This is a genomic window from Bacillus sp. FSL R5-0447, from assembly GCF_038606125.1.
GTDB lineage: Bacteria > Bacillota > Bacilli > Bacillales > Bacillaceae > Bacillus > Bacillus velezensis.
The window spans coordinates 3,773,330-3,785,264 of sequence record NZ_CP152012.1 but is presented as its reverse complement, the minus strand read 5'-3'; the positions used below and the strand labels follow the sequence as shown (position 1 = coordinate 3,785,264).

The window sequence follows — 11,935 nt, the reverse complement described above, 5'->3', positions numbered from 1 at the left end:
GCTGTGAAAAAAATCGCTGTATTAGGAACAGGGTATGTAGGTCTTGTATCTGGAACTTGTTTTGCGGAAATCGGCCATCATGTGACTTGCTGTGACATCAATGAAGCGAAAATCAGAAGCTTGCAAAACGGAGTCATCCCGATATATGAACCGGGGCTTGAGGAATTAGCCGAAAAAAATGTCAGTACCGGACGGTTATCCTTTACAGCCGAAATCGAGCCGGCTGTGAAAGCCGCTGATATCATCTATATCGCCGTCGGTACGCCGATGTCAAAGACGGGTGAAGCCGATCTGACCTACATTAAGGCAGCGGCGCAAACAATCGGAGAACAGCTGAACGGATACAAAATCATTGTCACCAAAAGCACTGTTCCGGTCGGGACAGGAAAGCTTGTTTACCAAATCGTCAGCGAAGCGTCAAAGGGAAAATATCCGTTTGATGTCGCGTCAAATCCTGAATTCCTCCGCGAAGGTTCGGCGGTGCGGGATACGATGCAGATGGAGCGGGCGGTCATCGGCGCCACAAGCGAACATGCCGCTTCGGTCATTGAAGAGCTTCATAAGCCGTTCCGTACGAAGATCGTAAAGACCAATCTTGAAAGCGCGGAAATGATTAAGTATGCCGCAAATGCTTTTTTAGCCGCCAAAATATCTTTTATTAACGATATCGCCAATATTTGCGAACGTGTCGGGGCGGACATTTCCCACGTGTCAGAAGGCGTCGGTCTTGACAGCCGGATCGGGAATAAATTTCTCCAGGCGGGCATCGGATTCGGCGGATCCTGCTTTCCGAAGGATACAACGGCTTTATTGCATATCGCAAACGCCGCCGGCTATCCGTTTCAAATGATGGAAGCCGTCATTGAAACCAATGAGAAGCAGCGGGTCCGTATTACGGAAAAATTGAACCGCGCCATCGGTCCCTTAAAAGGGAAAACCGCGGCCGTACTGGGGCTGGCCTTTAAACCGCACACAAATGACGTCCGCTCCGCCCCCGCTCTTGATATCATCACAAGTCTTAAAGAGCAGGGCGCTCACGTGAAAGCGTATGATCCGATCGCGATTCCCGAAGCGTCAGCGATATTAGGAGACGGCGGCATTGAATATCACACAGAGCTGTACAGTGCCATCAAAAACGCGGACGCATGCCTGATTACAACCGATTGGCCGGAAGTCAAGGAGATGGATCTTCAGAGGGCGAAGCAGCTGCTCAAACAGCCGGTCATCATTGACGGCAGAAATATGTTCCCGCTGGAATATATGCGGGTTTCAGGATTCACTTATCATTCCGTCGGACGTCCGGCGGTTCATGCCGATCGGCAAATAAAAGAACTGGCAAGATAGAAAAAGATTTGTCTTCAGGCTCTCGGCAGTCCGGCTCGGCTGCCGGTTTTGGAAAGGGGTTTGCCATGTGAGTATCAAACGTTCAGCGGCTCATGTTCTTGTGCTGCTTGCCGCTCTCATTACAGGAGGATTCATCATGCTGGAGGCGGTCAGGACGGATGCCGGATTCGGAAAAATCACCGTGCTGCTGCTTGCCACCATGATCGGCATTGCCGGACTTGCTTTGCTATCCGCCTTTACAACAAACGGTCAGATGTTTATGGGGCTCATTTACATACTGATCGCGTGTACATTTTTAAACCAGGCCTTCTTTGCGGTCCATCTCGGTTTTTTCAGCTTATTTATATACCGGCTGTTATTAATCGGAGCAGGCGCCCTTCACGTCGCCGGCATCCTAACAAACCGTCATCATATTGACAGATGGAATCGGGTGAATGTAAAAGGGGTTCTGATGTTTTTCGCCTTATGGTTTACATACGGTCTCCTATCGTTATTGTGGGCAAAATCCGTGACGTACGGGATTAAATATTTAGCTTTAATGGGAATGGGCATGTTTCTGATTTATCTTATTGTCATGTTCATTCAGCGCTTTGATCAGCTGATGGTTTTTTACGGCATATGGCTTGTGATGACCATTTTTGTGATGGCGATCGGCTTTTACAACCATTTTACACACCACCATCTGCCGAGCTCCACGCTTTATAACGGCCCGCAGTACAAACAGCATTATCCGACGTCCGTTTTCTTTAATCAAAATGATTTCGCGACGTTTTTGTGCATCAGTTTCTTTCTGTATGCGGCGGCGGTGAAAAATATGAAAAACGGCTATGTGAAGGCCGTCAGCCTGCTCTTTGCGATCAGCGCTTTGTATTTAATCATTTTGACCGGTTCGCGCGCGAGTCTGCTGGGCATATGCGCGGGGGCGGCTGTATACGTCTTCATTCTGCTGCCTTCCCTGTTGAAAAAGCTCGCGCTGTACGCAGCGGGAGCGGGTGCGGCGCTGTTTGCGGTTTTATTTGCGGGCCGTATCACCAACGCCGTCTTGAATCTGTTTTCAGCTCCGCAGGCGATGCCGGGACAGCAACCGCTTCCTTCCAACCTCGCGAGGGCGAATCTTTTAAAAAACGCCTTTCACTATGTGATTGATTCCTGGGGGTTTGGAGTGGGTGCCGGAAACGTCTCTTACTATTTAAAAGCGGAGCCCGTTTATGATACGGGCGGCGTAGTTGAGGTGCACAACTGGCTCGTCGAGATTATGGCGAACTTCGGCGTGTTTACGATGCTCGGTTACCTGACAGTCTATTTGTTCCTTTTTTGGACACTTTATAAATGTCATGAAAGAAAATCGGAAAATCAGTCAAGACTGATCACAGAAGGACTTATCACGGCGATGGCCGGTTTTTTGGTAAGCAGCATCAGCCCAAGCTCCGTATCAAATTTATTTTTCCACTGGGTATTTCTCTCGCTCGTGATCGCGGCGGTCAATATATTGAGGCGTTTACAAAAGGAGCCTGCCGTCACGGCGTACTATGAAAAACAGGGAGATGCGAGATGAAGGATATGTTGACAAGAATAACCCGGCGTATCAAAAAGAATATTATTTGGATCATTGCGCTGCCCGTTGTGTTAGGGGCGGCGGGATATGTATTGCCGTCAAAAATCAGCGGGAGCAGCAGTTTTACATCAGAAGCCGCGATCGCCGCGGGAAATTATGATCATCCGCTTTATAACAATACAAAAGAAATCCCGCTCCTTTTGACGAGCGATGCCTTTTTAAAGCAGGCTTTGCCTGATAAAACAGACGAAGAAAGAGCGGCCGTGAAAAGTAAACTGACTGTCGAAACACAATCAGATTCATTGATCACGGTCAGCTACAGCGGCCAAAACAAACAGGAGACCGAATCGGTGTTTCAAGCCGTCATAAAAACTTTTCTGAAGAATGATCAGGACCTGTTTGAAAAACGGGCAAAAGTAGTGCGGCAGAGTATTGCTGCGCTTGAAGGAGAAACCGTCAGCGCGGACGCCAAAGTGGATAAGGAACGATTTTTATACGAATTGAAAAATACGCAGCTGAACCTGAAAGCGGCCGGCATCATCAATTCAGAGCCGATGAATGAAACGGCGGGACAAGGCATGCCGCCGAAAAAGAAAGCGGTTCTGGGCGTTTTAATCGGCATTGCAGTTGCATTTATGTTCATTGTCATTCCTGAGTTTTTTAGAGAGTCCTTGTAAAAATCTGCGATGGAGATGTGACCATGACAAACTGGAAACCTTTCGTATCTGTCATTACACCGTCTTATAATGCAAGTGAATATATCGAAGACACGATTCAGTCCGTTTTACATCAAAGCCACCCGCATTGGGAAATGATTATCGCGGATGATTGTTCAACGGACGGAACGAGAGATATTTTACGGCAATATGAACAAAAGGATGAGCGGATCCGCGTCGTTTATTTAGAGAAAAACGGGGGAGCCGCGGCTGCCAGAAATACAGCCCTTAAACATGCCAAGGGCCGTTATGTCGCATTTCTGGACAGCGATGACAGATGGAAAAAGGAAAAGCTTCAAAAACAGCTTGCGTTTATGGCAGAGCGGTCCTGCGCTTTTTCATTTACGGGCTACAGCGTCATGGAGCAGGACGGAACGCCGACGGACAAAACGATTCAAGCCCCTGAAAGCCTGTCATATGATGAAGCTTTAAAAAACACGATTATCGGATGTTTAACGGTCATGATTGACAGAGAGCAGACGGGACAGATTCAAATGCCTGATATCAGAACGCGGCAGGATTTAGCGACATGGCTTTCCCTGCTGAAAAGGGGATTTACGGCTTACGGCCTGAATGAGTGCCTTTCAGAATACAGGCTTGTGCAGAATTCGATTTCAAGCAACAAGTGGAAAGCCGCCAAAAAAACATGGTTTGTCTATAGAGAAATTGAGCGCCTGCATTTTATCAAGGCTTCGTGGTGTTTTATGCAATATGCGAAAAACGCGGTCTTGAAAAGACTGTAGGCGTCAGAGGAGCTGGGTGATGAAGGTGGAACCGATTATTCACGTAATCGTCGGAGCGGCGGAATGGGGTCATGACCGGCTGAGATACAGACGGCACCGGCTGGCTGAATTTCTCGCCCGGCAAAAAGAAACGAAAAGCGTCATTTGGGTATGTCCGTCTCCGCGCGCAAATGACGGACAGATGACCGGAAATTCCGAGGGAATCCGGCAGTTCACTGTAAAGGATCTCATGAAGCAAAAAGCTTTTCGCTTCGGCAGGTATACTGACATGTGCTACAGGCATAAGCTTTCACCATTGGTGAACGTGCTGAAGGAAGAAGGAGAAGGGGCCCGCTGCTGCTTATGGTACACCTTCCCCGGTTTTCCGCTGCTGGCAGATCTGTTTCCTTGGGATGAAGTGATTTATGATTGCAGTGATCTGTGGGCCGCTCCGATCAGCGGCCGTGCCGGTGTGCTGTCAAATGTAAGAAGAAACATCATTAAACAGGCGGAAATGAGAATCATTCAGCGTGCCGATTCCATTACGTGTACATCTGACTGTCTGCACCACGAGGTCGGAAAAAAGCTGGAGAATCCGCACCAGAAAGTGTTCACCATTGAAAACGGAGTGGAATATGACCTGTTTTCACGGGAAAATAAACAGCCGGATGAAGACATTTTACGGGGACGGAACGGAACGGTTCTCGGTTTTATCGGCGGAATCAAACCGAAGCTCGATTTTGCGCTTATGGCGGAAACGGCAGATGTGAGGCCTGACTGGACGATTTTATTGGTAGGCCCGAACACGGCTCAGGACGATCCGGATTTCAAGTCGCTTCTGGAGCGTCCGAATGTCATCTGGACGGGACCTGCCGCGCCGAATGAAGTGCCGTCCTATATGCAGCTTGTCGACATCGGCATCATGCCGTATAAAAATTCACCTTATAATGACGCGGTATTTCCGCTTAAGCTTTTTGAATTTTTAGCCGCCGGGAAACCGGTTGTCGGCTGCAACCTTTCTTCTACGTCAAAAATCAAAAGGCCTTTCGTCTATGAATACGTTGAAGGCAGTGACCCCGCAGATTTCATCGCGGCCTGCGACGCGCTTCTGGCAGCGGACCGCAGCGGATCATATGAGGCTTTGCGCCGTGAATTGGCCCGGAGACGGGATTGGAATGTTTTATTCGGCCGAATGCTCGAATGCACGGGTATATTGAAAAATGCGCAATCCCATTAAAAGGGAAAGCGCATTTTTTGATTTGCGTGTTTCTTTTTGATGATGCTTGTTATAATAACTAGTAAGAATTATAATGGAAGGAACGGTTCAATATCAGAAAAGACTTCATATAATTCCAAAGGAGACTTCTTTATGCTTGACGAACGCATGTTTCGCATAGTTGTTGCGTTTTTTGTCTCTCTGCTAACGGTTTTAATCCTAACTCCTATCGTAAAAAAAATTGCGATCAAAATAGGTGCAGTTGACCAGCCCAGCAACCGAAAAGTACATGATAAAATAATGCCCCGTATGGGCGGCCTGGCCATCTTTATCGGCGTAGCGGCGGGTGTGCTCGCGGCCGGCATATATAATGAAACGAAAATGACCGCCATTACAGTGGGTGCGTTTATTATTGTTATTTTAGGAATCCTTGATGATAAATACCAATTAAGCGCAAAGGTAAAGTTTTTCGTCCAGCTGGCCGTGGCCATTATGATTGTGAGCACGGGACTGAAAATGGACTTTTTCTCCGTACCGTTTTTAACGGAACGTTTAGAATTGGGATGGGTCGCTTACCCGCTGACTGTGTTATGGATCGTCGGTATTACGAACGCGATGAACCTGATTGACGGTTTGGACGGACTCGCTGCCGGCCTGTCGGTCATCGGACTCTCCACTATCGCCGTTATGGCGTTATCCGGAGGGAAAATCCTTATTCTGTCACTTTCACTTGTCGTGATAGGAAGCACACTCGGATTTTTATTTTATAATTTTCATCCGGCAAAGATATTTATGGGAGATACCGGATCGCTCTTTCTCGGATACGTCATCTCAGTACTCTCATTATTAGGTCTTTATAAAAGTGTTACTTTATTCAGTATCATCATTCCGATCATCATTTTGGGCGTGCCGATTTTTGATACGACATTCGCCGTCATCAGGCGGATTTTAAACAAACAGCCGATCTCAGCGCCTGATAAGTCACATATACACCACCGGCTGATGGCCTTCGGGCTGTCACACCGCACGGCTGTCATTATCATTTATTTAATCGGCTTTATTTTCAGCGTCAGTGCCATCCTGCTGAAAAGCGCGACAATATGGCTTTCGCTGTTTATTATTTTTGTATTGATTGTATTTATGCAAATCATAGCAGAGGTCACAGGGTTAGTAAATGAACAATTTAAACCATTTACCAAGTTTTACAAGAGATTGGTGAAGAAAAACTAAAAAGAGCAGATCATGCGAATGGTCTGCTTTTTTGTGGATTCTGCTATTCTCTTATTATATAAAAAAACCCGATCCTGCTCAAAGGATCGGGTTTACTCTTAATAGCCTGTTGTGCCGCCGGACTGTGTGCTGCCCGTACCATTTGCACCAGCAGTACCGCTGGTTGAATCGGTTGTGCCGCTTGTTCCTGTGCTGCCGGAAGTCGAATCAGCCGTACCGCCTGTTCCTGTGCTGTCAGAAGTCGAATCAGCCGTACCGCCTGTTCCTGTGCTGTCAGAAGTCGAATCAGTCGTACTGTCCGTTCCGGTGCTGTCAGAAGCAGGATCGGATGCCGTGCTGTTTCCGGACGGGTAATCCAGATGTTTCTGCAATTCCTGCCGTATTTTTTCGAGATTGGTTGGATCCGGCTGGAAATAATATGTTCCGCGCGTAGTTGCGGTTCCGCCTAAATATAAATCTGATCCTGTTATGGTCAGTGTATCAACCTTTTTGCTTGTAAAGCCGCTGTAAATCTGCTGAAGAGCGAGTCCTTCAGTGATTCGGATATTCGTTTGGACGTTATTGCTCGCTGTTTCAGCGATTTTATCAATTTTAGCAATATTTCCAGCTCTGGACATTTGGTCGATCAGTGCGTTTAAGATTTGCTTTTGGCGGTCATTCCGGCCGAAGTCTCCGCGCTTATCCTGTTTTCTCATCCGCGCGTAAGCCAAAGCCTGCTCACCGTTCAAATGCATGTTTCCTTTCTTGAAATAGATCCGTTTCTTTTTACTGACGTCACTCATCTCGTCGAAGTCAAACGGCACTTTTACATCGACCCCGCCTACTTCATCAATAACATCCTTAAAGCCATTGAAGTCGACAGTGACATACTTATCAATCGGTATGCCTAATAAGTCTTCGACGGTTGAGACGGTTTCATCCGCTCCGCCCTTAGCAAAAGCCGCATTGATTTTTGATTTTTTACCGGTTGTGTCGCCGGCAAGCGTCACCCGCGTATCACGCGGAATACTCAGCATTTTCATTGTTTTATTTCTCGGATCAAGGGTAACGACAATAAGAGAATCTGATCGTCCGCCTTTTCCGCTTGTGGCATAATTTTCGATCCCCATAAACAAAATGGAGAACGGTTTTTTCTTCATATTGATGACTTTATCCCGTAATTTTGATTTGTCTCCGCGGGAAAGGGCATCATATGCATTATCTGCCGCATTAATCGTTTTGTATACTTTGTATCCGCCAAACCCGGCAGCGACTAACAAAACGAGGGTAAGCAGCAGCAAAATCCGTTTGAATATGATCTTTCGTTTGCTTTTCTTTTTCTTTCGAACACGCACTCTTACACGTTCAGCCATTACATTAGTCTCCTTTAGGGCTGACGTCTGTTTCTAAATACGTCAGTTCTCCCTCTGTATTCTTACTCTTGCCGTTCGTCAGTTCTGTCATCCATTTTAGAAACGCTTCTTTGTCTTTTTCTTCAACGTACGTTTCAAATTCGACATGATCCGCATAATGAATATCTTTCAGTAAAAAAACTGATTCTCTCAGTTCGTTCTCTATCTTGCCGAGCCACGTATAATCCGCTGATGTATGCATAATCCGCATCAGCTTCCGCTCCGTAACTCCTATATGATTTAAGCCTTCAGACACTGACTTCCCATATGCACGAATCAATCCGCCTGCACCGAGCTTTATTCCGCCGAAATACCGGGTAACCACCGCGCAGGTATCTTTCAGACCGCGTTTTTTCAGCACTTCCAGCATGGGGACTCCGGCTGTGCCGCTTGGTTCTCCGTCATCATTCGCCTTTTGTATATGGTCGGTTTCGCCGATCAGATAAGCTGAGCAGTTATGAGTCGCATTCCAGTGCTGTTTTTTTATCTTTTGTATAAATTCCTGCGCTTCCTCTTCAGAAGCAGCACGGCTCAGGTGACAGATAAAACGCGATTTTTCAATCACAATCTCATGTTCACCCGTTTCTTTAACTGTTAAATAGCTGTGCAGCATGATTGCTGGACCCTCCTGACAAGCATTAAAAGACTTGTTTCTACAAATTCGAACAGACTTTAGAATTTTTGCGCATATTTTGGTATCATGAAAGAGTAAGATACTATATAAAAATGTTTTTTTCTAGAATATACGCATTCTTTCATTATAATTCGACATAAATTGCAGTTCAATTACATTTATAATAAAAATACATAACAACACCGTTACGGAGGGAGACAGATGAATAAATCGAAGATGGACTCCAAAGTTTTGGATTCTATACTTATGAAAATGCTGAAAACCGTGGACGGGAGTAAGGACGAGGTTTTTCAAATCGGAGAGCAGTCGCGCCAGCAATATGAGCAGCTGGTTGAAGAACTCAAACAGATCAAACAGCAGGTCTACGAAGTCATTGAGCTGGGCGACAAACTTGAAGTTCATACGCGGCACGCACGAAACCGCTTGTCTGAAGTAAGCAGAAATTTCCATAAGTTCAGCGAAGAAGAAATTCGCAACGCCTATGAAAAGGCGCACAAACTTCAAGTGGAACTGACGATGATCCAGCAGCGTGAAAAGCAGCTGCGGGAGCGCAGAGATGATTTAGAACGCCGGCTTTTGGGGCTTCAGGAAATCATTGAACGGTCAGAATCATTGGTCAGCCAAATAACCGTCGTTCTGAATTACCTGAATCAAGACCTTCGCCAAGTAGGGCTTCTTCTTGCCGATGCGCAGGCTAAACAAGATTTCGGTTTAAGAATCATTGAAGCCCAAGAGGAAGAAAGAAAAAGAGTTTCCAGAGAAATTCATGACGGTCCCGCGCAAATGCTGGCAAATGTCATGATGAGATCGGAATTAATTGAACGGATCTTCCGCGACCGCGGCACGGAGGACGGATTTCAGGAAATCAGAAATCTGCGGCAGAATGTGCGGAATGCCCTTTACGAAGTCAGAAGGATTATATATGATTTAAGACCGATGGCATTGGACGATCTCGGGCTGATTCCGACACTGAGAAAATATCTTTATACAACTGAAGAATACAACGGAAAGGTGAAAATACATTTTCAGTGTATCGGAGACACGGAGAACCAAAGGCTTGCCCCGCAATTTGAAGTGGCGCTTTTCCGTCTCGCTCAGGAAGCCGTCACAAATGCACTCAAGCATTCAGAATCAGAGGAAATTACAGTAAAAGTGGAAGTAACCGCTGATTTTGTCGTTCTCATCATTAAGGACAACGGAAAAGGCTTTGATATTAAGGATGCTAAACAAAAGAAAAACAAGTCATTCGGCTTGCTGGGAATGAAAGAAAGAGTAGATCTGCTTGAAGGAACGATAACGATAGACTCTAAAATAGGTCTTGGGACATTTATCATGATTAAGGTTCCGTTATCTCTCGGCCTATAATTTGTTAAATAGAGCCAAAAGACATATTGACCGAACAGCGGCGTATATAGAACAATAGGATAAGGAGGCGTAGCGTGTGACTAAAGTAAATATTGTTATTATCGACGACCATCAACTATTCCGTGAGGGTGTAAAAAGAATATTGGATTTTGAACCTACCTTTGAAGTGGTAGCAGAAGGTGACGATGGAGATGAGGCGGCTCGAATCGTCGAGCATTACCATCCCGATGTTGTCATAATGGACATCAATATGCCGAATGTAAATGGAGTAGAGGCTACTAAACAGCTTGTTGAGCTGTACCCTGAATCTAAGGTGATTATCCTCTCCATCCATGATGATGAAAACTATGTGACTCATGCTTTAAAAACAGGTGCAAGAGGCTATCTCCTGAAAGAGATGGACGCAGATACTTTAATCGAAGCAGTGAAAGTGGTAGCCGAGGGCGGTTCTTACCTTCACCCGAAAGTAACCCACAATCTTGTCAACGAATTCCGCCGTCTTGCGACAAGCGGAGTTTCTGCTCATCCTCAGCATGAGGTTTACCCGGAAATCCGGAGACCATTACATATATTAACGAGACGGGAATGTGAAGTGCTGCAAATGCTTGCAGACGGAAAAAGCAACCGCGGAATCGGTGAATCATTGTTTATCAGTGAGAAAACAGTGAAAAACCACGTGAGTAATATTTTGCAGAAAATGAACGTTAATGACCGGACACAAGCCGTTGTCGTGGCCATTAAAAACGGCTGGGTAGAGATGCGTTAGTCATGTGTGAGAAGACTTGCCTGTTATGGCAAGTCTTTTTTTACAGCTGCATATCTATTAAAATACTTATTAAGTACTTAATAAGGCAGGTAAAGTGATGAAGATTGCAGTTGTAACAGACAGTACAGCATATATTCCGAAAGAGATGAGAGAAGAACATCATATTCATATGATCCCTCTCCAAGTGGTTTTCGGTGAAAAAACATTCCGCGAAGAAACAGAACTCGACTGGAGAAGTTTTTATAAAGAAGTAAAAAATCATGATGAGCTGCCGACTACGTCTCAGCCTTCTTTCGGTGAATTAATCGCATTGTACGAAGAACTGGGCAAAACATATGACGCAGTCATAAGCATACATTTGTCCAGCGGAATCAGCGGAACATATAACAGCGCCGCCTCGGCAAACACTATGGTTGATCATATTAAAGTTTATCCCTTTGATTCAGAGATCAGCTGTTTGGCACAAGGTTTTTATGCATTAAAGGCAGCACAGCTCATTAAAGACGGTGTTGACTCACCGGAAGAGATTATAAAAGAGCTGGATGATATGAAAAAAACAGTCCGTGCGTATTTTATGGTGGACGATTTATCACACCTCCAGCGGGGCGGGCGTCTAAGCAGTGCTCAGGCTTTTATCGGCGGTCTGTTAAAGGTAAAGCCTATTCTTCATTTTGACAATAAGGTAATTGTTCCTTTTGAGAAGATTCGGACACGCAAAAAGGCGATTTCGAGAATTTTTGAGCTGTTTGGGGAGGATGCAAGTAAAGGAATCCCCATGCGGGCCGCTGTCATCCATGCAAACAGGGAAGAAGAAGCGGCGGCTATTATACAGGAGTTAAGCGGTAAATATCCTCATGTCGAATTCTATAACAGCTATTTCGGTGCCGTGATCGGAACCCATTTGGGCGAAGGCGCCATCGGAATCGGCTGGTGCTTTAAAAACTAAGTGAAAATCTCCGTTTTCAAGGGCGGAGATTTTTTTATTATTAAGTTTTC

11 protein-coding genes are annotated in these 11,935 nt (G+C 45.8%); 9 read left to right on the top strand and 2 right to left on the bottom strand.

Annotated elements, in window-relative coordinates; genetic code table 11:
- Positions 1 to 3: 3 nt before the first annotated feature.
- The 6 genes from NYE68_RS19030 to NYE68_RS19005 all read left to right on the top strand — a co-directional run bounded on the left by NYE68_RS19030 (position 4) and on the right by NYE68_RS19005 (position 6,783).
- Positions 4 to 1,344 carry a UDP-glucose/GDP-mannose dehydrogenase family protein gene (locus NYE68_RS19030; protein ID WP_064115323.1) on the top strand — a complete coding sequence of 447 codons (1,341 nt, stop codon included), beginning with the start codon at positions 4 to 6 and terminating at the stop codon, positions 1,342 to 1,344.
- A gap of 67 nt (positions 1,345 to 1,411) precedes the next feature.
- Positions 1,412 to 2,899, top strand: a complete 1,488-nt coding sequence (locus NYE68_RS19025) for an O-antigen ligase family protein (protein WP_064115324.1) — start codon at positions 1,412 to 1,414, stop codon at positions 2,897 to 2,899.
- A complete protein-coding gene (locus NYE68_RS19020; RefSeq protein ID WP_033575219.1) occupies positions 2,896 to 3,576 on the top strand; it encodes a Teichuronic acid biosynthesis protein TuaF in 681 nt (226 codons plus the stop codon). Before NYE68_RS19025 ends, NYE68_RS19020 begins: the two co-directional genes overlap by 4 nt.
- Positions 3,577 to 3,599: 23 nt before the next feature.
- On the top strand, positions 3,600 to 4,358 hold the full coding sequence (locus NYE68_RS19015; protein WP_012118576.1) for a glycosyltransferase family 2 protein: 759 nt from the start codon (positions 3,600 to 3,602) through the stop codon (positions 4,356 to 4,358).
- A 19-nt stretch (positions 4,359 to 4,377) separates the two neighbouring features.
- Positions 4,378 to 5,574 (top strand): glycosyltransferase, encoded by a 1,197-nt coding sequence (locus tag NYE68_RS19010; protein ID WP_324636350.1) that lies wholly within the window; start codon positions 4,378 to 4,380, stop codon positions 5,572 to 5,574.
- Positions 5,575 to 5,706: 132 nt separating this feature from the next.
- Positions 5,707 to 6,783, top strand: a complete 1,077-nt coding sequence (locus NYE68_RS19005) for an MraY family glycosyltransferase (protein WP_003151382.1) — start codon at positions 5,707 to 5,709, stop codon at positions 6,781 to 6,783.
- Between the two features lie 98 nt (positions 6,784 to 6,881).
- On the opposite strand, the gene NYE68_RS19000 is transcribed toward NYE68_RS19005, so the two are convergent.
- Positions 6,882 to 8,135 carry an LCP family protein gene (locus NYE68_RS19000; protein WP_324636351.1) on the bottom strand — a complete coding sequence of 418 codons (1,254 nt, stop codon included), beginning with the start codon at positions 8,133 to 8,135 and terminating at the stop codon, positions 6,882 to 6,884.
- Positions 8,136 to 8,139: 4 nt separating this feature from the next.
- Complete coding sequence (locus NYE68_RS18995) at positions 8,140 to 8,787, bottom strand: YigZ family protein (RefSeq protein WP_003151384.1); 648 nt, start codon at positions 8,785 to 8,787, stop codon at positions 8,140 to 8,142.
- Between the two features lie 222 nt (positions 8,788 to 9,009).
- Here NYE68_RS18995 and degS point away from each other — a divergent pair, with 222 nt between their 5' ends.
- The 3 genes from degS (at position 9,010) to NYE68_RS18980 (ending at position 11,885) form a co-directional block, all read left to right on the top strand.
- The gene (gene degS, locus NYE68_RS18990; RefSeq protein ID WP_007407484.1) at positions 9,010 to 10,173 is read left to right on the top strand and encodes a two-component sensor histidine kinase DegS; all 1,164 of its coding nucleotides are present in this window, start codon (positions 9,010 to 9,012) and stop codon (positions 10,171 to 10,173) included.
- 76 nt (positions 10,174 to 10,249) lie between these two features.
- The gene (gene degU, locus NYE68_RS18985) at positions 10,250 to 10,939 is read left to right on the top strand and encodes a two-component system response regulator DegU (RefSeq protein WP_003219701.1); all 690 of its coding nucleotides are present in this window, start codon (positions 10,250 to 10,252) and stop codon (positions 10,937 to 10,939) included.
- A 97-nt stretch (positions 10,940 to 11,036) separates the two neighbouring features.
- Complete coding sequence (locus tag NYE68_RS18980; protein WP_015418336.1) at positions 11,037 to 11,885, top strand: DegV family protein; 849 nt, start codon at positions 11,037 to 11,039, stop codon at positions 11,883 to 11,885.
- Positions 11,886 to 11,935: the final 50 nt, after the last annotated feature.

Excerpts from the sequence above, each read along its gene's own strand:
- NYE68_RS19000 (WP_324636351.1), bottom strand. The coding sequence starts at position 8,135 with ATGGCTGAACGTGTAAGAGTGCGTGTTCGAAAGAAAAAGAAAAGCAAA.
- NYE68_RS18980 (WP_015418336.1), top strand. The coding sequence starts at position 11,037 with ATGAAGATTGCAGTTGTAACAGACAGTACAGCATATATTCCGAAAGAG.
- degS (WP_007407484.1), top strand. The coding sequence starts at position 9,010 with ATGAATAAATCGAAGATGGACTCCAAAGTTTTGGATTCTATACTTATG.
- NYE68_RS19010 (WP_324636350.1), top strand. The coding sequence starts at position 4,378 with ATGAAGGTGGAACCGATTATTCACGTAATCGTCGGAGCGGCGGAATGG.
- NYE68_RS19020 (WP_033575219.1), top strand. The coding sequence starts at position 2,896 with ATGAAGGATATGTTGACAAGAATAACCCGGCGTATCAAAAAGAATATT.
- NYE68_RS18995 (WP_003151384.1), bottom strand. The coding sequence starts at position 8,787 with ATGCTGCACAGCTATTTAACAGTTAAAGAAACGGGTGAACATGAGATT.
- NYE68_RS19005 (WP_003151382.1), top strand. The coding sequence starts at position 5,707 with ATGCTTGACGAACGCATGTTTCGCATAGTTGTTGCGTTTTTTGTCTCT.
- NYE68_RS19015 (WP_012118576.1), top strand. The coding sequence starts at position 3,600 with ATGACAAACTGGAAACCTTTCGTATCTGTCATTACACCGTCTTATAAT.